The organism is Providencia zhijiangensis (assembly GCF_030315915.2).
GTDB classification, from domain to species: Bacteria; Pseudomonadota; Gammaproteobacteria; order Enterobacterales; family Enterobacteriaceae; genus Providencia; species Providencia zhijiangensis.
Map to the genome: position 1 here is coordinate 2,051,027 of NZ_CP135990.1, position 24,682 is coordinate 2,075,708.

The following is a 24,682-nucleotide window of genomic DNA, read 5'->3' on the forward strand; positions in this document are numbered from 1 at the left end:
AGTCACATGGATGTGAGTATGATTCCTGCTTTAGATAAGGGGGAGATATGAGCGATTTTATTACATTAATAAAAGATAACAAAGAGGCGGTAGGGTTTATCGTTGCTGTTAGTGGTGGAATAGGTTTCTTTCTCAATTATTTTTTAGCTCGCAAGAAGATAAAAGAAGATAAAAAAGCTCTTCGCCAGCAAATGATAACTAATAATATTGCTCCGATGAGGCAGGCTTGGATTAATGATTTGAGAAAAACATCATCAGAAATAATTGGACACCTACAGTTCATCATCCAAATAAAATCATTAATAAAATCTGGCGATAGCAATGCTAATCTTTTTTATATAGAGCATAGGTCTAAATACTATGAACTATTATGTCAGATAAATTACCTAGAGTTGCTTTTACCTGCCAATAAAGATGGAAGTCAACCTATAGAATCATCAAATGTAAAGACAAAACTAGAAAATATTTTAAATCATCTAAATAAAAAAAACACAGACAACAACTTAAAAAAAACAAAAAATGAAATAGAGCAACTTTCTATTGAAATAAAAATTATTTTAAAAAAAGAATGGGAAGTAACCAAATCTCTTAATGAAATGAAATAACCATAACCCTGCACTAGCAGGGTTTTTTATACCTAAAATTCAGGAGGTACATTGAAAAAATACAATCTAATTTATTGCGATCCCCCTTGGCAATACAGCAATAAAGTTTCCAACGGTGCCGCTAATAACCACTACCAAACCACCAGCCTATTTGATTTAAAACACCTCCCCGTTCATACCATCGCCGCCGAAAACTCAGTCCTTGCCATGTGGTATACAGGTAATTTTGTGCAAGAAGCATTTGAGCTAGCAAAGTCATGGGGCTTTACGGTTCGCACATCAAAGGCGTTCACGTGGGTTAAGTTCAACTCGCTAGCGCATGATCGTTTCGATAAGGCTATACAAAATGGCTCCTTGTTTGATTGGCATGATCTACTTGATTTACTCAATGCCGAAACAAAAATGAATGGTGGCAACTACACCAGAGCTAATAGCGAGGACGTGTTAATCGCAACTCGTGGCAATGGTTTAGAGCGTATGAGCGCCAGCGTTAAGCAAATCGTATTTAGCTGTTTAGGTGAGCATAGCCAAAAGCCGTGGGAGGTTAAAAACAGGCTTGAACAATTATACGGTGATGTTAGCCGCATAGAATTATTTTCGCGTGACATGTCACAAGGTTGGGATGCTTGGGGTAATGAATGCCCGAATAACAGTATCGAACTTACTGGGCCACAATTTATAACCAAGGAGGCTACCGTTGATTGAGTTCATTTTGATAGAGTATGCATGGATTGCAGGATATGTATTCTCTGCAATTGGTGCCGAAAATGATAGCCGCCCAGTAATTATAGAGCGGCTTTTTTATTCCGTATTTTGGCTGGTGGTTGGTGCATCTATGCTATCAACACTACTGGCCACAAAAATTTTAGGACCAGAAAAATAAACCTCTTAAATTTTACCCTTCTCTTTTCCTGTCCATTCATCAATCATATTAGCCCATTGTTGCAATAAATCACGCCTCTGTTCTGCGTATTCCGCTTTGTTATAAACAGCACGGACGCCCTTTTGCTCATGGGCTAAACACTTCTCTATCCAATCAGAATTAAAGCCGGCTTCATGTAACAGTGTGCTGGCTGTTCTTCGCATGTCATGTACTGTGACGTGCTCAAATTCAATACCTTTCTTGTTTATTTTTTTCACTACGCCTGTAATGACATTATTCAATGCAGCATTAGATAAATGCTTATTAATGTCATGCCTACCAGGTATTAAATATTCACTACCCATCGCACATGTTTTTAACCCTATTAAAATATCCATTGCCTGATCGGATAAATAAATGACGTGTGCCCTCCTTTTTTTCATCCTCTCTTTGGGGATTGTCCATTCTTTTGTTTCAAAGTTAATCTCATCCCATTTTGCTTTAATGAACTCACTCTTTCTTACAAGAGTAAAGAGAACAAACTTAACCCCTAATTTTAGAGTCGGGTAACAACTGTAATGTTCTAGTTCATTAAAAAAGATGCCGATTTCTTTTGGTGATAACGAACGTTCACGAGCTTCAAACGTGGCGATGGATGAGGCTTTAATACTATCGACCGGGTTTTTTATTTCATACCCACGATCAATAACATAATTAAAAACAGAACCAATAATTTCGCGGACCTGTAAAGCAGTCGCCCTTGCACCGCGATCCTTTATCTTTTCACACAGCGCCCTAACCTTTTGAGTGGTTATCTCTTCTAGCTGTAATTTCCCCAGCGTTGGGTATATTTCCTTGCGTACGATAGCTTCTTTCATCGCCCTGGTGCTGTTAGCAAATAGGGTATCTTCTAAATATTTGACGGTATAGTCTTGCAATACCGTTCCTGATTTTCGACTATCAATACCGTCTCGCTTTTGTGAAGCCGGTGATATACCTGTATTTAGCATCTTTTTGGCTTCAATCAGCATTTCCCTTGCCTCTGCAAGAGTAATACCGTCATCACTGTATCGTCCAAATGTTATCGTTTCTCTGCGCCCGTTAAAACGGTAATCATATCTAAATGAAATTGTTCCTGTTTTTGATACGGCAACATATAGACCATCACGATCAGTCACTTTATACAGCTTATCTTCTGGCTTTAAGCTCTTTAATTTTTTGTCGGTTAACACGTCGGTATTCCTTTGCACGATACCGTCTATTCTGTATTTTTTGTGACGGTATTAAGTTATAGATTTAGTCGTTTTAATTTCTGATACCGTCATATATACCGTCAAAATTACCTGCAATTGTCAATCGCTATCGATCACTAAAAACAAAAAGGCACCAGTAAGTAACTGATGCCTTTAGTATTAATGATTTCTAAAAATCGCTATCGATTATAGCTAAATCATTCCCACTCAATGGTCGCTGGTGGCTTGCCGCTGATGTCATAAACTACGCGGGAAATGCCATTCACTTCATTGATAATGCGGTTAGACACACGGCCTAAGAAATCATATGGCAAATGAGCCCAATGAGCAGTCATAAAGTCGATGGTTTCAACTGCACGCAGAGAAACAACCCAGTCATACTTACGGCCATCGCCCATTACGCCAACAGAGCGCACTGGTAAGAATACGGTGAATGCTTGGCTAACTTTATTGTACAGATCTGCTTTGTGCAGCTCTTCGATAAAGATAGCATCTGCGCGACGCAGCAAGTCACAATACTCTTTCTTCACTTCACCCAGAACACGAACACCTAAACCTGGACCCGGGAATGGGTGGCGGTACAGCATATCGTATGGCAGGCCTAACTCCAGACCAATCTTACGCACTTCGTCTTTGAACAGCTCTTTCAGAGGTTCAACCAGACCCAGTTTCATATCTTCCGGTAAGCCACCCACGTTATGGTGAGATTTAATAACGTGTGCTTTGCCCGTTGCTGATGCCGCAGACTCGATAATATCTGGATAAATCGTTCCTTGCGCTAACCATTTGATATTTGGCAGCTTAGACGACTCTTCATCGAATACTTCGATAAATACGTGACCAATTTTTTTACGCTTCGCTTCTGGATCTGAAATACCTGCCAGTGCGTTCATAAAGCGGTCTTCCGCTTTCGCGTGGATGATGTTCAAGTCAAATTTACCTTGGAACATTTCCATGACTTGATCAGCTTCATTTAAACGCAGTAAGCCGTTATCAACGAATACGCAAGTCAGGCGTTTACCAATCGCACGGTTTAATAACAGCGCAGTGACAGAAGAATCCACACCGCCAGACAGAGCTAACAGAACATGGTCATCACCGATTTGTTCTTTCAGGCGAGCAACGGTATCTTCGATAATCGCAGCTGATGTCCACAACGCTTCACATTGGCACAGATCCAATACGAAACGTTTTAAAATATTTAAACCTTGATGAGTGTGAGTCACTTCTGGGTGGAACTGAACACCGTAGAAACGTTTCTCAACATCCGCCATGATGGCATATGGGCAGCTTGGCGTGCTTGCAATCGTTTTAAAGCTAGATGGGATAGCGGTCACTTTATCGCCATGGCTCATCCATACATCTAAAACTGGCTTGCCATCTTCGTTCAGCGCATCTTGGATGCCGCGGAATAGGTCGCAATCTTCCAGAATTTCAACGTTCGCATAACCAAATTCACGTTCGCCAGACACTTCAACCGCGCCACCTAATTGCATGGACATAGTTTGCATGCCGTAGCAGATACCTAAAACAGGCACGCCCGCATTAAATACATACTCTGGTGCACGTGGGCTATCAGCCTCTGTCGTACTTTCTGGACCACCAGACAAGATAATCCCGTTAGGATTAAACTCTCTGATTTGCTCTTCGGTCACATCCCACGCCCACAGTTCACAGTAGACGCCAATTTCACGGATACGACGTGCAATCAGCTGAGTATACTGAGAGCCGAAATCAAGAATAAGAATGCGATGCTTATGGATATTTGTAGTCATTTGAGGAGAATTCCAGCAATTCAAGTCAAAATAAAAGGTGGTGACACCATCAACATATGTGCCACCCTGAAACTTTTCGATTACTGTTTTAAAGGATAATAGCGCCCCGAAATGGCGTTATTATCCTAAACAATAATTACTGCCCTAAGCGATAGTTAGGAGACTCTTTAGTGATAGTCACATCATGAACGTGACTTTCTTGAATACCCGCACCACTGATACGCACAAATTCAGCTTTCGTTCTCAGCATATCGATAGTACCGCAGCCTGTCAGACCCATACATGAGCGTAAACCACCCATTTGTTGGTGAATGATCTCTTTTAAGCGACCTTTGTAAGCCACGCGACCTTCGATACCTTCTGGAACCAGTTTGTCTGCTGCGTTATCAGATTGGAAATAACGGTCTGAAGAGCCTTTAGACATTGCGCCCAGAGAACCCATTCCACGGTACGCTTTATAGGTACGGCCTTGGAACAGGATAGTTTCACCAGGAGATTCTTCGGTACCTGCAAACATTGAACCGACCATCACACACGCAGCGCCAGCCGCGATAGCTTTAGAAATATCACCAGAGAAACGGATACCACCATCTGCAATAACAGGAATGCCAGTGCCTTCTAATGCGCCCGCTGCTTCAGCGATTGCCGTGATTTGAGGTACACCCACGCCAGTGACGATACGAGTCGTACAAATTGAACCTGGGCCGATACCCACTTTCACTGCGCTAACACCAGCGTCTGCTAACGCTTTCGCGCCTTCAGCTGTTGCAACGTTACCACCAATGATTTGTAAATCAGGGTATTTTTGGCGAGTTTCACGAATACGCTGTAAAACCCCTTCAGAATGACCGTGTGATGAGTCAATGAGCAGAACGTCAACACCTGCTGCAACCAGTGCATCAACACGTTCTTCGTTACCTGGGCCAGCACCAACAGCCGCACCTACACGCAGACGGCCTTGCTCGTCTTTACATGCGTTTGGTTTACGTTCTGCTTTTTGGAAATCTTTAACGGTGATCATACCTAACAGATGGAAGTTATCATCGATAACTAAGGCTTTCTCAACACGTTGCTCATGCATTTTTTGTAAAACGACTTCGCGTGCTTCGCCTTCTTTCACGGTCACTAAACGCTCTTTTGGCGTCATCACCGCAGTCACTGGTTGGTCTAAATCCGTTACGAAACGGACGTCACGACCTGTAATGATACCCACTAAAGAATTATCTTTAGAGACAACAGGATAACCTGCGAAACCATTGCGTTCAGCCATTTCTTGCACTTCACGAATTGTGGTTTCTGGGGTAACAGTGACAGGATCAGTCACTACGCCGCTTTCATGTTTTTTCACACGACGGACTTCTTCAGCTTGACGCTCAATGGACATGTTTTTATGGATAAATCCAATACCACCTTCTTGAGCTAGTGCGATAGCCAGATCAGATTCGGTGACAGTATCCATCGCTGCGGAGAGCATAGGAATGTTCAGGCGGATTTTTGCGGTCAGTTGAGTGGACAGATCTGCCGTGTTTGGCAGTACAGTTGAGTGTGCAGGGACGAGTAAAACATCGTCGAAAGTTAGTGCTTCTTTTTTAATGCGTAACATAGGCAATATCCCACCAGGCAGCGTTATGAAAGGTATAAAATATTGCCGCGGCATTATACACACCGTAATCGGTTGCTTCCAGCACTTTTTTCAAAAAAAACTTGATAAGTCCGTCGGCTACGTTAGTATCAGTCAATTAAGTCATTGTTTTAAAATTTGATCTAGCTCACATGTCGACTCAACAAAATAGCGCAATTTACTCAGTCAGCAAACTCAACCAAACGGTAAGAGAACTTCTTGATACCCAAATGGGACGAATTTGGTTAACGGCCGAAATTTCCAATTTTTCGCAGCCAAGTTCGGGACATTGGTACCTGACACTCAAAGATGATCGTGCCCAAGTTCGCGCGGCGATGTTCCGTGGGCAAAATACTCGCGTCACCTTCCGTCCACAAAATGGGCAGCAGGTGTTAGTCCGTGCCACTGTCACACTGTATGAGCCGCGTGGAGACTATCAGCTAATCATCGAAAGCATGCAACCCGCTGGTGAAGGTCTACTGCAACAGCGCTTCGAGCTACTCAAACAAACCCTTAATGCCCAAGGGCTATTTGATGTTATTCACAAACAAGCCTTGCCATCTCCAGCAAAACGCGTGGGTATTATTACCTCTGCAACTGGTGCTGCCCTGCATGATATTTTAAATATTCTACATCGCCGTGACCCATCCCTACCCGTGGTTATCTACCCGACAGCTGTTCAAGGGGATTTAGCGCCTACGCAAATCGCCAGAGCCATCGAGCTGGCAAACCTGCGCAATGAGTGTGATGTGCTCATTGTGGGCCGCGGAGGCGGTTCACTGGAAGATTTATGGGCATTCAACGAAGAGGTCGTAGCACGCGCCATTTTTGCTAGCCGATTACCAATCATTAGCGCCGTTGGGCATGAAACGGATGTGACCATCGCCGATTATGTTGCCGATGTACGTGCACCTACGCCATCGGCAGCCGCGGAGCTTGTCAGTCGCAATCAAACCGAGATGCTTCGCCAATTGAAGTCAGGGCAACAGCACCTAGAGATGGCGATGGATTATTATCTGGCGGCGCAGCAGCAACGTTTTGCACGTCTGCAGCATCGTTTACAGCAGCAACACCCGCAATTACGCCTTGCTCGGCAACAAAATCAGCTTTCAGCTTTGCGCCAAAAACTGACCAATGCCATCAGCCGCCAGCTACAATCGGCCACCTTTAAATTCGATAAAAACCAACGCCGCTTGATGCAAAATGACCTGCGCCCTCAATTGCAACGCCAACAGCGCCAATTGCAGCAAACTCAGTACCATTTACAAAATATGCTGACCCAGTTGGTGAATAACTACCGCCAGCGTTTTGCTGTTGCCTGTTCCAAAATGGAGGCTGTTAGCCCGCTTGCTACCCTCGCCCGAGGTTTCAGCATCAGCGAAACCGCTGAAGGCGCTGTATTGAAAAAAACCAGCCAAGTGAAATTAGGCCAACAGCTCAAAACTCGCTTAAATGATGGTTGGGTTGAAAGCCAAGTGACCAATATTCAGAAGGTTCGAGCGAAAAGATCAACCAAATAGCTGTTTTTTCAAATATTCCGCACCATCTCGAATGGCGTTATCCGCCGTTGGCATGATGCGGGAGTAATGTAAAAAGGCATGCAGTGTCCCCGGATACATTCGGTATTCACAAGGTATTTTATGCGATTGAAACGTTTGAAATAATGTCACGCTATCATCAAGTAACGGATCATATTCCGCACTCGCAATAAAACAAGGTGGAATGTCTCGCGTTAGGTCATTATTAAACAAGCAATAGTAAGGCTCTTCACGGCTTCCTTGTTCGCCTAAGTAAGCATTGTCATACTCTTGGAGATCTTCTCGTCTTAACCCATCCCATTCACCGCCATACAAACGGCGACTGCTGGAATCTTGTAAGCCATACAATCCATACCACAGTAAAACTGCACAAACATCACCACAGTAGATTTGTTTATCCCGTAACCATAATACGGTAGCAAGGGATAACATCGCTCCAGCAGAGTCCCCCGCAAACCCAATGCGGTGCATATTCAACGAATATTTTTCAGCGTGTTGAGAATAAAACTGGCATACCGCTACCGCTTCCTCAATCGCTTGAGGATAACGAGCTTCAGGGGAAAGCGAATAATCAACACCTATCACAGTACAGCCTGAATACAATGCTAATAAACGCATAATTCGGTCATGGGTATCGAGGTTACCGAGGATAAACCCGCCACCATGCAAATAAAACAGTGTAGCAGGCGTATGTTCAATAGGATGATACACTCTCGTGACAACGTCACATTTAGCAGTTTTAACCGTCATGTCTTCAACACGAAAGAGCTCCGGAGCATTGGCATTCCAATAACGACGATCTTCATTATAAGCAAGGCGCTGAGCTGCATAACTTTCGTCGGTTGGCTCCACCGATGTCTGTTGCTCATAGTATTGAATTACTTTTTGCATCTCTGGCGAAATTAAATCAAGCACATTGATTTTATTGGTTGTTTTCATTGCAATCTCCACATTCTTATTCATTGATTGTAATGAATCCAAAGGGACAAACTGAGAGTGGCGTAGCCAATATTGAAAGCGTTTAGATAATAAGCCTATCAATCTTCCTTAGTGAGTAAGGCTAAAAATACTAAACGCTTTCCGTTAACTATCTATTGGTCAGAAGCGCACTTGACCGCCAATCATATAACTGCGCCCTCTTCCCGTTTCATTATTTCTGCCACGTTCTTCCATCACTGCGCCAGAGTTTGCACGGTTTAACACGTCGGTGTAGTTTTCATTAGTGAGGTTATTAATCGCCATCATTAACTTGAAGTGTTTATTGATTTCATAGTCTGCGTACAGGTCAACGATAGTTGGCTGTTTTTCATACTTCTCCGTCATCGCATCCCCGTTCATGTCACCGTCAGGAACCGGGCTGATACGTTTAGATGGCCCCGTCCATGTCACTGTCGAGCCTACGGTCAGTTTTTCATCAAACAGGCGAACACCCGAATCTAAAGTCACATAATATTCAGGTAGTTGGGTAAAGTCCCCTGCACTAAATACCGAAGTGCTGTTAATTGACACGGGTTGCTTACCAGACTCTTTGGTGTAGGAAACCATGGAGTAAAATACCCCAGCATCGTAGTTCGCTTGCAACTCGTAGCCGCGCAAATTGACATCCCGAGGATCGTTCACATACATATCTGCACGTTGGAAAATATCTGGATTTTCTTTATCCCACACATCGTCGTTAATTAAGCACCAATCAAATTCTTCTTGAGAAGTTGCACGACATAGCATGAAGGATTTACTGGTAATGTAGTCCTTGATATGAGTGTGGAACCACAGCGCTTTCAGATTAAACTGGTCTCCTTCCACCACTAAATCTGGCTTAAAGCTATTAAAACCAATTTGCCAAGTTTGTGCTTTTTCCCCTTTTAGGAATGGGTTCATACTCTGACCGCCATTTTGGGAGAAAAAGGCTTCTTGAGAGTTCGGCGCACGCATCGAATGCGCGTAACTCACAAATGGCTGAAATTCAGGAATAATTTGTGCCGAGACTAACACACCTGGGTTAATACCACTTTCTCGTAAATTTAACGTACTGGCTTCTTGAGGGAAGCATTTCTCGGTTTCATCACAAGCGGGTTTATATCCTTGAACGCGATAATTTAAATAATTGAGGTCGAATGTAGCAGTATAAATATCGTACTGCGCCTCAAATTGCGTATACAAACTCGCAATATCTTGTGTGCCACTCGGCGAGAATGGGTTGTAAGTAATAGTGTTCGGATCTTCTACTGGTTTTGTGATTTTTTGGTATTTGGTCTTCATTAATTTCGAACCAACCTGCCACTTAAAATCAGTGTCACCATAAGAAAAACGGCTAGTATTGGAAATATTAATACTGTCAGATTTGTTTTCTGATTCTGCGTCTTTTAATGCACCGCCAATTGGCTCTCCTTGGAATTTTTGAGTATTAAATCCATGGCTCGCCAGCACTTCCACATCAATCAATTCATTGATTGGCGTGTATTTATATTTAAGGTAATAATCTTCGCTGTTAATCTTACGGCTAGTTAATTTGTTTTGTAAAAATCGGCCGCTGAATTCGACTTCATGACTATCATTCGGTTTATATTTTAATTTAGTTAATTGAGATTGCGGTTTTTGTTTGAATGTCGGGTCGGTTGCAAATTCATCCGTATCAAAGCCATCGCCATTTTTATAGCTGCCTGGGATATTGTGTCCACTCACAGCGATTAAGCCGCCAAAATAACCGTCACCCTCATTTAATAACGTTTTTCCCGCAACCGAAACCATGCCGTTATAGCCGAGTCCATTATCTCCCCAGCTCCCTTTGCTACGTACTCCCCATAAATTATCTTTGAAAATCACATCATCGATAGATAAGGTTCGAAAGTTTGCGCTTCCCGCTAAGGCGTTAACACTGTTGCTGCCATTCAATTGCCCTTTTTCTACCTCAACCTCCACAATAAAGTTAGGGTCAATAAGTGAGCCAAAGTCATTACTCGGCTGCATGCCATGGGTGAACTTACTCGGCGATATACCGTAATAGCTTTGCGTGACGCCATCGACCATCATATTCACGCGCCCAAAACCACTCAGCCCGCGAATATTCACGTTGATGGTGCCTTGGCTCGCATCCATTTGGGTATAGGTTCCGGGCATCGAACGGATAATTTTATCCATGGATTGTAATTTATTTTCGGTACCGACTGCGCTATAGGCCCCCGGTTTTTCCAAGGCTTTGACCAACGGCGTTTGTTTTTGTGCGCCCGACACTTTTAATTGGCTAAAATTAACCACATCATCTTTCTGCTTATTTGTCTGCTGTGTATTTTCAGACAAAGCGAAGCCGTGGAAGCTAGCGGAAATAGTCCCAGCTACCATGATTATTATTTTATTATTCATTAAACCATTCCTGTAAACGTACTGATAAAACAGCCGCTCACATTGCAAACGCAGAATAAATATGTTTTCTGCGAATAGGATTAGTTGCAAGTTTTTATAACTTCACAACTAATCCTTGGTAACCTTATTTTGGTTACTTATTATGGGTAACGCTATTTTAAATCTGGAAAATATTTCGCTTTATTTTCTAACATCAGAATAAAGCTATATTCTCTGGCAATATCATCCAAGGCATTAAAACGACCGGACTTTCCACCGTGTCCGGCATTCATATTGGTTTCTAATAACAATAAAGAATTGCCTTGTTTCAGATCACGCAGTTTTGCCACCCATTTTGCCGGCTCCCAATATTGTACTTGGGAATCATGTAACCCTGTGGTGACCAAAATATGCGGATAATGCTGGGCTTTGATATTGTCATATGGGCTATAGGCTTTAATGCGCCAGTAATCTTCTTCATTCTCTGGATTACCCCACTCATCATATTCCCCGGTAGTCAGTGGAATTGATGGGTCAAGCATAGTCGTCACCACATCAACAAACGGCACAGCAGAGACCACGCCTTCATACAAATCAGGTGCCATATTGACGACAGCACCCATCAGCAAGCCGCCAGCGCTACCGCCCATGGCATAGACATGGCCTTTTTCCCCATAGCCTTGCGCCAATAACGCGTTAGTCGCATCAATGAAGTCCGTAAAGGTATTCATTTTATGGACAGTTTTACCCTGAATATACCAATTCTTACCTAAGTCCCCACCGCCACGAATATGGGCAATAGCATACACAAATCCACGGTCAAGCAAGGATAAGCGAGAAGAACTGAATGACGGGTCGATACCATATCCATATGCACCGTAGCCGTAGACCAGAAGTGGGTTTTTACCTTGTTTGAAACTATCTTTACGGTAAACCAATGAAACCGGTACTTTCACCCCATCTTGGGCAGTGATCCAAATACGTTCGCTTTGATAATTCGCTTTATTGAAATCCTTCACTTCCTCTTGTTTTAATAGCTGTTTCTCTTGAGTCAGCATATTAATTTCATACACCGAAGATGGTGTTGTCATGGAGGAGTAGCCGTAGCGTAATTTATCAGTATCTGGCTCTGGGTTGTTGCCAATCCACGCCATATAAGCCGGGTCATCAAAGCTGACAGAATGTTCTTTGTGGGTTAACCAACTAATTTGACGAATATTCACTAAGCCGTTTTGACGTTCTTCAATCACCAACCAGTTATTAAATAATGCAAAATCTTCAAGGTCTATATCATCGCGAGGTGCGATAAAACTCACCCATGGTGCCGTGGCATTATCCGCAATATACAACCCAAATAATGGATGCTGATGATTAGAACGAATATAGAATTTACCGTTGAAATGGTCAGGGTAATATTCCACACCCGTTTTGCGAGGTTGTAGCACTACCGCATCACGTTCCGGTTGGTTCGCATCCAGAAGGCGATATTCTGACGTTTCGGTGCTAGTGATCCCAATCAGAATATAATCTTTAGAGGTGGATTTCGCTAAACTGACATAGTAAGTATCATCTTTCTCTTCATACACCAATTTATCAGTAGATTGCGCCGTTCCATATTGGTGTTTAACCACTTGATAAGGCAACAGTGTTTGTTTGTCTTTATTAACATAAAACAGTGTGCGATTATCATTTGCCCATACAATATTGCCGGAGGTGTTAGTTAGGACATTCTCTTGCCACTTTGCATCATCAACTTTGCGGAACGAAACCGCATAATCATTACGACCTTGGCGGTCTTCAGCAATCGCGAACGTGGTGTTATCTGGGGAAATGGCTAACGCCCCCATTCGGTAATATTCAGTGCCTTCCGCGCGTTGGTTACCATCAACCAAAACTGTCCATTCGCCATCACTATTAATAGGGCGTCTTTCATAAATGGAGTAGTTTTTACCGGCGACAACGCGAGAACGGTATGTATAGCCATTGTAATTGTATGGTACCGATTCATCATCTTGCTTTACGCGAGATAATAATTCGTCGTAAATTTCCTGTTTTAATGGCTCACCCAATTCAAGCTGCTGCGTGGTATAGGTATTTTCTTGATTCAGATATTCAAGAACCTCTGGGGCTTCACGGTTATCGTCTCTTAACCAATAATAGTTATCGACGCGCTGATCCCCATGGATAGTCATAGTGTGGGGCTGTTTTTTCGCTATTGGTGCTAGCATTTTGTCCTCCGCAGCACTGCTGGCCGCATATAACCCAAGTAGTGTAACCACGCAATAAGTGGTGATTCTATTACGCATGGTTTTATTATGTATGGTTTTATGACGCATGGTGAGTCCAATCTATTTATCATTAAGAGTAAAATCAATAGGTAACCTAACCGTTATCCGTCCATTCTTGAGAATTTCTGCTGGCGGTACGGGTAACGGCGCCGCGCGAGATAACACCTGCTGCGCTTCTTTGTCTAAAGAACGTGTGCCTGATGAGTTCACTAAACTGCTATCAAGTAAAAAACCTTGGCTATCTACCGTAAACATCACCACCGGTTTCCCTATGCGGTTACGCCTTCCTGCATCTTCAGGGTAACGTTTATATTTATTCAATTTTCCAAGCACCATCGCTTCCCACTGTTTTTGTAGGCTATCAAGGGCTTCGGACTGGCTATTAAGTTCCGCGGCAATTTGCTGGCTTTGGACGAGTGCCGCCGCATCGCTGGTCACTGGCGCATCGCTGGCTTTTGAATCTGTGGTTTGCACCTTCTTCACTTGCTGCTGTTCTTGTTTTTGTTTTTTTAACTCGGGCTTTGGTTTTTTCGCCGTTGTTTTCGTCAGTTGCACTTCCGCTTGCTCATTAACTGGCAATGTGGGAATAGTGGCTTCCTCTGCTTGCGCTTTATGGGATTCACTCGCCACAGCCAGCTCTTGGGTTTGGCCAATGTTCACTTCCGTTAACTGTTTGGCTTGTGCTTCGATAGATAATTCCATCACCACTGAAGGCGGCGGCAATGACTCCTCCCATCGCGCATTGTGTGTTATCCAGATAAAAAATCCCACAATGGCAATATGCAGTGCCACGGCTAAAACCAGCCACCCGCCCATTTTGGAGGTCCGATTCACATACCCACTTTCAAACGTTATTGTGCTCATATTCATCTTACGTGCTTTTACAGAGTTGCAAATGATAATTAATAACGAATGCAAATGGAAATTATTTGTAAATAAATGTGATGATTACTTCACAAAATTAACGATTTTAAATCATCATATTGATCGTACTTGTTGATTATTTCGGCGTGTACCACACATAATCTGCATGCAAGTTATCGATTTCCTCGCCTTGCTCCGAAATAATCAATACTTTCAATGATTCATCTGGCGCTAAATCGAGTACATGTAACGGCACACCAATCGCTCGCGTTGCATGGTATCCACCTGCAAATAGTAATGCGGGTGCCGGAGCATCTAATAAGCCCTGCGCCATCGCCCTATCTCTTAACTGCTGGATCACCATCATCTTTTTCGCTTGTTTATCATCCAATTCACCATTGTGTGAGCGTTTAATGGTTTCGCTGATCAGTTCCTGAATAACGGGTTGCGTTGAATGTGTTCCCTTAAGCGTAGGTGGGTTGTCATAAGCCTTCAGTACAGCATCTCGATTAATATTCGCCGCTAAAACTGGGGATGGCTGAGCCAGTAAATACTTCACGAGTTCCCCATATTGCGCCCACGGCCAACCACTATTCCAATGTATAACCTCTTGCAGTTTTTCATCCCGAATATACGGGTTCCCCTGCATCTGTTTTTGAACATTGTTTACTCGACTTTGTTGATCAGGGGTAAGCATTTCGAGTAACACCGCACCTTGGGGGCGTATTTTCTGCATTTCTTGGGCGACCCACTGCTCGATTTGATGATGGTAAATATTGTCGTGCTTTTCCCCGACAATGACGCGAGGTGAGGCTGCAAGTTCTTGAATTAACTGCTGTGGCGTGATGGATTTGCCTGAATCTAAATCAATAATTTTGCCAGTTTGTGTGAGTTGGTGATCTAATTGCTGAACAGGTTTTGGGGTTTGCGAGGTACATCCTAACTGTGTGAAACTCAAAACGAAAAGCATCCCTAAACTCAACAGTGATGTTTTTTTCGTTAAATCATTCAAAGAACGTGCTGATATCATTATCTTTTCCATATAGTGACTTTGAAGCCATTCAAAATACAGATAATGATAATCATTTTCAAATAAAAAAGACTCCCATTAACCACAATGGAAGTCTTTATGCGGAACTCGATGATTAATCAATCATTCGAGAAACTATTATAATGATGCTAATTACAGTGGGTTCGTTTGAGCTTCCACTGCGGCTAACGCCACCATGTTGACAATACGACGAACAGATGCAATAGGCGTTAAGACGTGGACAGGTTTTGCAACCCCCATTAGCACAGGTCCCACGGTGACACCATCCGAACTTGTCACGCGCAGCAAGTTATAGCTAATACGCGCCGCTTCCATATTTGGCATAATCAGTAAGTTCGCTGAGCCTTTCAGTGGGCTATCTGGCATCACATCTTTACGGATTGACTCAATCAACGCCGCATCCGCATGCATCTCACCGTCAATTTCCAAGTTTGGTTCACGCGCTTTCACTAATGCCAGTGTATCGCGCATTTTTTGTGCTGAACCACAATCTGAAGAACCAAAGCTTGAGCGAGATAACAGCGCCACTTTAGGCTCAATACCAAATCGACGAACCGTATCCGCTGCCATTAACGTGATTTCCGCTAACTCTTCTGGCGTTGGATCTTCGTTCACATAAGTATCGGCAATAAAGGTATTACCGGTTGGTAATAACAAGGCATTCATAGCCCCAGCTGTATGCGCACCTTCGCGGAAACCGAACAAGTCTTTGACAACTTGGTAGTGTTCACTGTAGCTACCGATTGAACCACAGATCATCCCATCAGCTTCACCACGCAGAACCATGATACCGCCGATAATCGTTGGGTTAGCAACTAATGCGCGACGCGCCATTTCTTGAGAAACACCACGACGTTTCATGATTTGATAATATTCTTGCCAGTACTCTTTAAAGCGTGGGTCATTTTCATTGTTGACCACTTCAAAGTCTTTACCTAGCTCAATATGCAGACCCAGTTTTTGGATACGCATTTCAATTACGCTAGGACGGCCAACCAAAATAGGGAATGCTAAACCAAGGGAAACCAGCTCTTGAGTCGCATGTAATACACGCTCTTCTTCCCCTTCCGCTAATACGATGCGTTTTAGCTCTTTTTTCGCTTGAGAGAAAATTGGCTTCATAAATAAGTTTGTTTTATGGACAAACTGATTCAGTTTTTCAACATACGCATCCATATCCGTGATTGGACGTGTTGCCACACCTGACTCCATTGCCGCTTTTGCCACTGCTGGCGCAATTTTCACGATAAGGCGCGGGTCAAATGGTTTTGGAATGATATATTCAGGGCCAAAGAATAAATCTTGGTTACCGTACGCTGATGCAACTTCTTCACTTTGCTCCGCCAGCGCTAAGTCCGCGATAGCGTAAACACAAGCCAGCTTCATCTCTTCGTTGATTGTTGTTGCGCCGACATCCAGCGCGCCACGGAAGATGAATGGGAAGCACAGTACGTTGTTCACTTGGTTCGGGTAGTCTGAACGACCTGTACAGATAATGGCATCTGGGCGAACTTCTTTCGCTAATGGTGGCAGAATTTCTGGCTCAGGGTTAGCTAATGCTAAGATCAGTGGGTCTTTTGCCATGGTTTTCACCATTTCTGGTGTTAACACGCGAGGGCCTGAACAACCTAAGAAAATGTCAGCATCAGGAATAGCATCCGCTAATGTGCGTTGACCGTTATCGTCAATGGCATACGCGGCTTTAGTCGCATCCATTCGCTCATCACGACCTTTATAAATCACCCCTTTTGAATCGCAAACGGTGATATTTTCGCGCTTTAATCCTAACGCCACTAATAAGTTCATACAGGCAATCGATGCGGCACCCGCACCGGATACAACTAAACGAACATCGCCAATGTCTTTTTTAACAATGCGCAGACCGTTAATCACCGCCGCGGTACAGATAATTGCGGTTCCGTGTTGGTCGTCATGGAACACAGGAATATTCATGCGTTCACGTAATTTTTGTTCAATATAGAAGCACTCTGGCGCTTTAATATCTTCGAGGTTGATACCGCCGAATGTTGGTTCCAGCGACGCGATGATATCAATCAGTTTATCAGGATCGGTTTCATCGACTTCAATATCGAAAACATCAATACCCGAGAATTTCTTAAATAGTACCCCTTTCCCTTCCATGACAGGTTTACCTGCCAATGCACCGATGTTCCCTAAGCCTAGTACCGCAGTACCATTAGAGATAACACCCACAAGGTTACCTTTCGCTGTATAGCGATACGCTTTTAGAGGTTCTTCTGCGATTTCTAGGCAAGGTACTGCAACGCCCGGGGAATACGCTAAGGCTAGGTCACGTTGCGTGGTTAATGGTTTGGTTGGTGTTACAGTAATTTTCCCAGGATGAGGAAACTCATGAAAATCGAGAGCACTTTGTTTTAATTTATCATCCATCATCAAGTCCTTTCAAAATTTGGTAAGGTAAGAGCCATCACAGTATAAACACATCTTGTTAGCAAATCATGATCACGCCTATGATTTCCAGAAAAATCTTTCATTTACAAGGAATTTACACGGATTTGCCACAAAAATACAATGGTGAATTTCTAGAGATACACAATATTGTTATTATTTTTATTCATATCATTTTTTAAATCACTTTAATTTTTTTCAATCTTAGTTATTATTTTTTTGAAATTAATGTATTATTCGAAAGCTCGTTTCTTTTTAGCCTTAAATATATCCAGCTTCATAGTTTTCGCTTCCATTATTCATGCTTTTATACAGCTAATTAATTTATCAATTAAGAATAATGATTTCATGTAATCTTAAATATATTATATTTTAACTATATCAATTCTAGTTAATCTAATAAGTTGTCAGACATAAAAAAGGAACCCACTATGTCTAATTATACGGTTATGATTATCGATGAACATCCTATCTTTCGTTTTGGACTATCTCATTTATTAAAATCAAAAGCTGACTTTGACGTAACGGCAGAAGTTTCAAATAGTAAAGAAGCGCTGAATATCGCCACCAGCAAACAACCCAATATGATACTGATAGATACTATTCTTCATGGTAATAAAACATTCGAGACGATTCGATTACTACGTAAGCATTGCGCTAACAGTTATTTGCTGGTTCTTTCACTCTCAACGATGAAAACCGATATCTACGCCGCTATCGATGCAGGTGCTCAAGGTTATTTATTAAAAAATAGCGAACTCGATATGCTGCTTAATAGTATGAAAAAAGCGATGGAGGGACACCATGTATTTAGCGAAAAAGTTTATCAGCATCTGATTACCCGGCATCAATCCAAAGATCCACTTTCCACATTAACTCGCCGTGAATGCGAAATATTGCACGAAATGGCAGCGGGATTAAAAAACAGAGAAATCTCTCAACTATTATTTATTTCTGAAGAAACCGTTAAAGTTCACATCCGAAATGTCTTAAAGAAATTACGAGTTCGATCTCGTTTAGAAGCCAGTTTAATATACATGCGTTCAAAATAATTTCATCTGATTTAATTTAATTAACGTAAGTTTCCTAAATTAATTATTTTATTATTTATATAATATTATGAATATTAACTCTGCCTTAGTTATTATTAAATCGCTTATTAGATTAATAAATCTTTTCGATTCAAAGGGGTAGACCATAATTGTATTTTCCCGCATTATGTAGGGCATACATTGTTCGCCATTAGAGGAAAATCATATGTCCAACACCCCTGCATCCCCTTATCTCATGTACGGAATTAAAAACTGCGATACCATTAAGAAAGCTCGCCGTTACTTAGACGATAACGCAGTTAGCTACCAATTCCATGATTACCGTGTTGATGGCATCACTGATGAACTCCTTTCTACATTTTTGCAACACATCGATTGGGAAACCTTGGTGAATAAACGCGGTACAACTTGGCGTAAGCTCAGCGATGAAGAGAAAAATGCAGTTGTCGATGCTGATAGCGCGAAAAAAGTCTTACTGGCTGAACCTGCGATGATCAAGCGCCCTGTTCTTGTTTCTGCTAATGGTCATTACCTTGTCGGGTTTAACGCCGACGACTACAAAAAATTCACAAAATAAAAGGTGACTCAATGAACTGCCCTGTCATTGAACTTGCAAAACAACTTATCGCCCGTCCCTCTATCAGCCCGGATGACCAAGGTTGCCAAGATTTACTCATCGAACGTTTGAATAAAATCGGCTTTACGGTGGAAAAAATGCCATTTGGGGATACTCTCAATTTTTGGGCTCACCGTGGCAATAATGGCAAAACCCTCGCCTTTGCGGGTCATACCGATGTCGTCCCTGCAGGCGATCACAGTAAATGGCAAACTCCGCCATTTACCCCAACAATTATTAACCAACATTTATACGGTCGTGGTGCTGCCGACATGAAAGGCTCCATTGCCGCCATGGTGGTTGCCGCCGAGCGCTTTGTAGAAAAACACCCTAACCATACTGGTCGTCTTGCGTTTTTAATTACCTCTGACGAGGAAGCGAAAGCTACCCATGGTACCGTGAAAGTTGTTGAAACCTTGCAAGCCCGTAATGAACCAGTCGATTACTGCTTAGTGGGAGAACCATCCAGCCAGTCTGCACTTGGTGACATCATTAAGAATGGTCGTCGCGGCTCTATCACCGCACACTTAACTATTTTGGGTACTCAAGGACACGTTGCCTACCCACATCTTGCTGATAACCCAGTACATCGTGCAACCGGCTTTCTGCAAGAGTTAGTCTCCACTAAATGGGATGATGGCAACCAATATTTCCCAGCTACCAGCATGCAAATCGCCAATATCAATGCAGGTACAGGTGCCGATAACGTCATCCCCGGTGAGCTAAAAGTGCAATTTAATTTCCGTTTTAGCACCGAACTGACCGATACCATGATCCGCGAACGCGTGACAGACATGTTAGAGCGCCACGGACTGAATTATCATTTAGATTGGTTCTTATCGGGTCAACCATTCTTGACGGGTGACAGCGAATTAGTGAGTGCAACGGTGCAATCCATCCAAGAAGTGACGGGACGTGCCACTACCTTATCCACCAGTGGCGGCACCTCTGACGGACGTTTCATCGCCCAAATGGGAACCCATGTTATCGAACTTGGCCCTTTGAATGCGACGATCCATAAAGTGGATGAGTGCGTTAGCGTCGATGATTTGCAACAGCTTGCCGTTATCTACGAACGCATCATGGAATTACTATTACTATGACTCTCTCCATCGAAATGTTGACTGGGCGCTCCACCGACCATTTAGTGACTTTGGGCGGTAATCATCGCCTACAGTTTAATGCTACTAAAGCGTTTCTTGCCATGCAGCAAGCTGCGGCACGCGCAGGGTTTAAGCTACAATCCGCCAGTGCTTTTCGTGATTTTGCTCGCCAGCAAATCATTTGGAATGAAAAATTTGCAGGTAAGCGCCCGGTTCTTGATACCCATAGCCAGCCGTTAGATATTTCAACATTAACGGAAGGGGAATTATGTGAGGCAATCTTGCATTGGTCTGCATTACCCGGGGCAAGCCGTCACCACTGGGGAACTGAGATTGATGTTTACGACCCACTACGTATTCCTGCGGGGCAAACCTTGCAATTAGAACCTTGGGAATATCAAGAAGGGGGTCATTTTGCTGAGCTTAGTCACTGGTTAACCGACAATATGGCGACCTTTGATTTCTACCGCCCTTTCACCGCCACCAATGCAGGTATAGCGGAAGAACCTTGGCATATTAGTTATTGGCTGTTGTCCCATGAAGCTGAACAGCTATTGACGCCCGAAATTGTTAGACAGGTGCTCACCGAAGAAGATATTAGTGGAAAAACTTGGTTATTAGATAACCTTGAGTATGTTTTTAACCGCTATATTAAAGTGCCTGAATGATTTATCTGTCACTCAGCCTCTTGCTGAGTGACAGCTTTCCTGATTACAAACCTTCATTATTCTGATCCGAATTTGACACATCGACGACAGGTAAACGGTACATAAAAATCAGCAACCAACACATCCCTAAAAATAGCCCGATTTTTAGCCAACCATAGCTGACCACCCAAATCGAGAAGGCAAACGTAATAACGATTAACGTCATAGCTTTCGGTTTTACACCTTTTGGTAGCGCGCGATGCGCTTGCCAGTGACGTAAATACCCGCCAAACCATGAACGATATAGCAACCAGTTGTGAAAGCGTGGTGAGGAACGCGAAAAACACCATGCCGCTAATAATAAAAAACAGGTCGTTGGCATGACGGGTAAAATAGCGCCAAGAAAAGCTAAGCCAACAGCAATCCACCCTACTGTAATGAATATGATTTTCTTTATATTCACTCAGGCTCTCCCGTTACAACAAAAAACATGGTTAAATGACCCCACTAAAGCCTACCAACTACGTCATGTGGGCAGGGCTACACATTATTATGATTAAAATAAGAAGGCAAATATGCATTGGTTAGCCGATTACTGGTGGGTCATCCTACTGTTATTAGTCGGGGTCATTTGGAACTCAGTCAAAGAGATGATGCGACTCGACCCAAAAAAATATTTAGATGACAAACCAGAGATTCCGCCTCACAAAGATAATAATCACCTGTGGGACGATGAAGATGACGACTGGCCTAAAGACAAAAAGCACTAATTTGTTGCCTTAAACTTTTCACCTCTTCAGGGTAATAGCCATTCAGCCACTGTGCGACTTCGGCTCTTGCCCGTTTTAACCACTGTTTTTGCCCTGCTAACCCGAATTGCCCAGCAATATGTTCAACAGATTGCCCTTGATGAAAATAAGCCCCAAGGGCTGAACCGGTGATTTCAACCGAATCTCGTTGCTGTAAAACCGCTAAAAAACGCTGTAATGACGCCTCACTTGCAGCCAACGAACGGTGATAATCGCTAAAGCCAACCAATTCTAGCCAATCTCCATCATCAAGGTGCTGCTCAGATGTGCTTTTCAGACTAAATTCGTTCAGATCCTGACGCCAGAATAAATCCCGCTGCAATCGCTGTTGCCCTAAATAGCAAATTGACTGCGCTTCTGCGGATAATGGCAACACCGCCATCGCAGTGAAACAGCCACTACTCGCCTCAACATGCCGCCCAATTCGTACGATCTGGAACCCTGATGATTGCCAAAAAGCCAATAACTCTGGGGTTAAACCAAAGCTGACCGATAGGAAATCTAAACCGTCCTGAATGCCTTGTCCAATTTGCAATTCTAATAACTGGTAGCCAATTTTTTGGCGACGATATCCAGCATTCACGGCAATGCGCATCACTCTGCGAGAACGTAATCTCGGGACTTGAGGAAAATAGCAATGCGCTGCGAGGGATTGAGCAACCAGATTTCCCCGTGGTCGCCGTTGTCCTGCCCAAATTTGCCAGCTCAGTTTTTCATCTAAACCACCTTCATCCACCATCCATACAGCGCCGATAACATCCTGATTATGATGGCTTGCAACGGCAAAATGTTGGTGCTGAGCATCCAATAATCGGCGTAAATCCAACGGCGAGGTTCGATAATGTGCCGCGGTCAATAAACCGTAAAATGCATGGAGCTGTTTAGGATCATTAGCCAGTTGCTGCTGGCTAAGTAGCTTGAAGATAATCGGCTCTGACACGGCCTTCGTCGAAATAGCGCTTTCCAATAATAAACTGTGGTTAATCACCCTTTCGAGTGGGTCATGTTCTGCAAAGCGGATCGGTTGAGTGAGCGACAGCGATGTGAAATTTTCGAGGCTATCACAAAATTTCATCATAAAACCACGCCCCGTACCTTCATAACCTTCCACCGTCGTGGTCATAAGTACCCGTGGGAAAAAGGCGATAATCTGCCGCAGAATATGAGATGGAATGGCAGCGGCTTCATCAATAATTAACCAATCAGCATTAATCTGCTGCCCTGATTGGCAATAGCGCAAAAGCACATCAGGCGCCCAAAATTCAAGCTCATGTTGAGCATATTCCGCCATCACACCGGTGGTCACTTTCGCTGGCGCACAACACCAACACACACCTTTCCACGCCTTTATCAGCATTCCCGCAACCGTGGACTTACCCCGTCCACGCGGCGCTATCAATCCCCATATTCCATTCTCTGCACTCAGCAATTGTCCAAGAGCCTCTTGTTGCTGTTCTGTCGGCTGACCCGTGGGGGCTATCCATTTGGGGTGATCGGGTAACAAATTCAGTGCGTGCGGCTGTTTTTGTTCCTCAAGCTGTTGATCAATAAACAGCACATCAGGGCAATTCCGGAAAGTACGTTGCAAATGATGCACAAAATTCGGTGTGGAGATTTCACCAAATTGCTCATTCCATCTCACACTATCCATATCATTTTGCTGCGCCCATCGGGATTGTGGTGGCGTGCAAAGCACCAATAAACTTCCTGCTTTTAGGGTTCCCGCTAAGATAGCCAGCGCCTCGCTATGTAACCCTTTACGCGCATCAAAAATACCATGAACAAATTCGCGTCCAAGCAATAGTTGGGCTTTTTCTGGTGGAATACTATTGGGTAATTCAGGTGAGAGACAGAGCCAATCCCCCGCTAAGAAACCTTGCAACTCCAGAAGTTGAGATGTAACCCACTCATGCTCCCCAGATAAAACCAGTAAGCGGCGGAAACCGATATGATGTAACTGCTCTACAATCGCTTGTAATGAATTTTTCATCGCCAAGATGACTATTTACCAATAAGTAATGACAGAATCCCTGCGGCAATCAATGGTCCAACAGGAACACCTCGGAATAAGGCAACTCCAATCACTGTCCCCACCAATAGCCCCGCCACCGTGGAAGGCTGGCTTCCCATCAGTGCAACACCCCGACTGCCTAGCCAAGAAACCAATATTCCAATCACGATTGCCAATAATGATTTCCAATTCAAAAAGGAGCTTAATACATCATTCGCTGAGATTTTTCCGCTCGCAATAGGCGCCATGACACCTATCGTCAAGATTAAAATTCCGATGGTTAACCCATATTTTTCGACCCAAGGGAAGAAATTATTCAGCGGCGTGATCCGCACCACCAGCAAAAATAGCATGGCTAACGTCACTGTCATGTTGTGGCTGATAATGCCTAATCCTGCCAATACCAGCAAAATGATCAGTGTAGGATCCACTTGGCTCATAATTTTTCCCCTGTAAAATAAATACATTGCGGCAACACAGTTCCACCGTGTCAATTGAGTTAGTATGTTATTGATCTCGCGTTGAAGAGGCAAATCATCCTTCACCTTTAAACGCTATTTTCTATAGTTTATCTGAAAAAAGTTTATCTTAGAAAATAGGCTCTCCTTCATTCACGGAACCCCAATTAAACTTAAGTTAAATAATCAGAATATTCGAGACTCCACATTGTTTTTTCTCCCACTATTCCGACCTTCTTGATCAATATTTTTTAAGATACAGAGTGTTTCACTAAAAAAAACTGAAAAAAATACCTTTCCCAGACAGCAAGTTATCTATTCGTATAATAGATTGCCGTAATTTATAAACACGATTTACTA

Annotated in this window: 21 protein-coding genes; 9 read left to right on the forward strand and 12 right to left on the reverse strand. The window is 43.2% G+C overall.

All coding sequences use genetic code 11. The features are described 5' to 3' along the window. The first annotated feature begins 47 nt into the window (after positions 1 to 47). Genes QS795_RS09440 through QS795_RS09450 form a run of 3 tightly spaced genes read left to right on the forward strand, consistent with a single transcriptional unit; the run spans position 48 to position 1,488 of the window. Positions 48 to 605 (forward strand): hypothetical protein, encoded by a 558-nt coding sequence (locus QS795_RS09440; RefSeq protein WP_286270280.1) that lies wholly within the window; start codon positions 48 to 50, stop codon positions 603 to 605. A gap of 51 nt (positions 606 to 656) precedes the next feature. Continuing rightward, entirely contained in the window at positions 657 to 1,310 is a 654-nt protein-coding gene (locus QS795_RS09445) for an MT-A70 family methyltransferase (protein ID WP_318626439.1), read from the forward strand. Beyond that, on the forward strand, positions 1,303 to 1,488 hold the full coding sequence (locus QS795_RS09450; protein WP_318626440.1) for a hypothetical protein: 186 nt from the start codon (positions 1,303 to 1,305) through the stop codon (positions 1,486 to 1,488). The genes QS795_RS09445 and QS795_RS09450 overlap by 8 nt, the downstream gene beginning before the upstream one ends. A gap of 5 nt (positions 1,489 to 1,493) precedes the next feature. On the opposite strand, the gene QS795_RS09455 is transcribed toward QS795_RS09450, so the two are convergent. From QS795_RS09455 to guaB, 3 genes are all read right to left on the reverse strand, one after another. Continuing rightward, a complete protein-coding gene (locus QS795_RS09455) occupies positions 1,494 to 2,699 on the reverse strand; it encodes a tyrosine-type recombinase/integrase (protein WP_286270284.1) in 1,206 nt (401 codons plus the stop codon). Between the two features lie 218 nt (positions 2,700 to 2,917). Continuing rightward, entirely contained in the window at positions 2,918 to 4,495 is a 1,578-nt protein-coding gene (gene guaA, locus QS795_RS09460) for a glutamine-hydrolyzing GMP synthase (RefSeq protein WP_036953431.1), read from the reverse strand. A 136-nt stretch (positions 4,496 to 4,631) separates the two neighbouring features. Then, positions 4,632 to 6,098, reverse strand: coding sequence for an IMP dehydrogenase (gene guaB, locus QS795_RS09465; protein WP_286270286.1), 1,467 nt, complete (start codon positions 6,096 to 6,098; stop codon positions 4,632 to 4,634). Positions 6,099 to 6,268: 170 nt separating this feature from the next. On the opposite strand from guaB, the gene xseA reads away from it, so the two are divergent. Continuing rightward, entirely contained in the window at positions 6,269 to 7,636 is a 1,368-nt protein-coding gene (gene xseA, locus QS795_RS09470; protein WP_286270288.1) for an exodeoxyribonuclease VII large subunit, read from the forward strand. Here xseA and aes read toward each other — a convergent pair. The 6 genes from aes to maeB all read right to left on the reverse strand — a co-directional run bounded on the left by aes (position 7,625) and on the right by maeB (position 17,608). Beyond that, positions 7,625 to 8,593 (reverse strand): acetyl esterase, encoded by a 969-nt coding sequence (gene aes / locus QS795_RS09475; protein WP_318626441.1) that lies wholly within the window; start codon positions 8,591 to 8,593, stop codon positions 7,625 to 7,627. The two genes, xseA and aes, sit on opposite strands and share 12 nt — an antisense overlap. A gap of 159 nt (positions 8,594 to 8,752) precedes the next feature. Further along, the gene (locus QS795_RS09480) at positions 8,753 to 11,014 is read right to left on the reverse strand and encodes a TonB-dependent receptor domain-containing protein (RefSeq protein WP_318626442.1); all 2,262 of its coding nucleotides are present in this window, start codon (positions 11,012 to 11,014) and stop codon (positions 8,753 to 8,755) included. Positions 11,015 to 11,166: 152 nt separating this feature from the next. Then, positions 11,167 to 13,299: a S9 family peptidase gene (locus tag QS795_RS09485; protein WP_286270485.1), complete on the reverse strand. Its 2,133-nt coding sequence runs from the start codon at positions 13,297 to 13,299 to the stop codon at positions 11,167 to 11,169. A gap of 42 nt (positions 13,300 to 13,341) precedes the next feature. After that, complete coding sequence (locus QS795_RS09490) at positions 13,342 to 14,145, reverse strand: energy transducer TonB (RefSeq protein WP_286270293.1); 804 nt, start codon at positions 14,143 to 14,145, stop codon at positions 13,342 to 13,344. 136 nt (positions 14,146 to 14,281) lie between these two features. After that, entirely contained in the window at positions 14,282 to 15,175 is an 894-nt protein-coding gene (locus tag QS795_RS09495; RefSeq protein WP_286270294.1) for a ChaN family lipoprotein, read from the reverse strand. 153 nt (positions 15,176 to 15,328) lie between these two features. Beyond that, positions 15,329 to 17,608, reverse strand: coding sequence for an NADP-dependent oxaloacetate-decarboxylating malate dehydrogenase (maeB, locus tag QS795_RS09500; RefSeq protein WP_036953259.1), 2,280 nt, complete (start codon positions 17,606 to 17,608; stop codon positions 15,329 to 15,331). Between the two features lie 449 nt (positions 17,609 to 18,057). On the opposite strand from maeB, the gene QS795_RS09505 reads away from it, so the two are divergent. The 4 genes from QS795_RS09505 to QS795_RS09520 all read left to right on the forward strand — a co-directional run bounded on the left by QS795_RS09505 (position 18,058) and on the right by QS795_RS09520 (position 21,065). After that, positions 18,058 to 18,678: a LuxR C-terminal-related transcriptional regulator gene (locus tag QS795_RS09505; RefSeq protein ID WP_154603657.1), complete on the forward strand. Its 621-nt coding sequence runs from the start codon at positions 18,058 to 18,060 to the stop codon at positions 18,676 to 18,678. A gap of 205 nt (positions 18,679 to 18,883) precedes the next feature. Continuing rightward, the gene (locus tag QS795_RS09510) at positions 18,884 to 19,255 is read left to right on the forward strand and encodes an ArsC family reductase (protein WP_286270296.1); all 372 of its coding nucleotides are present in this window, start codon (positions 18,884 to 18,886) and stop codon (positions 19,253 to 19,255) included. Positions 19,256 to 19,266: 11 nt separating this feature from the next. After that, positions 19,267 to 20,397 (forward strand): succinyl-diaminopimelate desuccinylase, encoded by a 1,131-nt coding sequence (dapE, locus tag QS795_RS09515; protein WP_318626443.1) that lies wholly within the window; start codon positions 19,267 to 19,269, stop codon positions 20,395 to 20,397. Next, positions 20,394 to 21,065 carry a M15 family metallopeptidase gene (locus QS795_RS09520; protein WP_318626444.1) on the forward strand — a complete coding sequence of 224 codons (672 nt, stop codon included), beginning with the start codon at positions 20,394 to 20,396 and terminating at the stop codon, positions 21,063 to 21,065. The genes dapE and QS795_RS09520 overlap by 4 nt, the downstream gene beginning before the upstream one ends. A 43-nt stretch (positions 21,066 to 21,108) precedes the next feature. On the opposite strand, the gene QS795_RS09525 is transcribed toward QS795_RS09520, so the two are convergent. Further along, complete coding sequence (locus QS795_RS09525) at positions 21,109 to 21,501, reverse strand: DUF454 family protein (RefSeq protein ID WP_272521776.1); 393 nt, start codon at positions 21,499 to 21,501, stop codon at positions 21,109 to 21,111. 118 nt (positions 21,502 to 21,619) lie between these two features. On the opposite strand from QS795_RS09525, the gene QS795_RS09530 reads away from it, so the two are divergent. Next, a complete protein-coding gene (locus tag QS795_RS09530) occupies positions 21,620 to 21,814 on the forward strand; it encodes a YpfN family protein (protein WP_154603654.1) in 195 nt (64 codons plus the stop codon). Here QS795_RS09530 and QS795_RS09535 read toward each other — a convergent pair. Together QS795_RS09535 and QS795_RS09540 are read right to left on the reverse strand one after the other, a co-directional pair. After that, positions 21,795 to 23,843 (reverse strand): tRNA(Met) cytidine acetyltransferase TmcA, encoded by a 2,049-nt coding sequence (locus QS795_RS09535; RefSeq protein WP_286270301.1) that lies wholly within the window; start codon positions 23,841 to 23,843, stop codon positions 21,795 to 21,797. The genes QS795_RS09530 and QS795_RS09535 overlap by 20 nt on opposite strands. 11 nt (positions 23,844 to 23,854) lie before the next feature. Next, positions 23,855 to 24,304, reverse strand: a complete 450-nt coding sequence (locus QS795_RS09540) for a DUF441 domain-containing protein (protein WP_154603652.1) — start codon at positions 24,302 to 24,304, stop codon at positions 23,855 to 23,857. Positions 24,305 to 24,682: the final 378 nt, after the last annotated feature.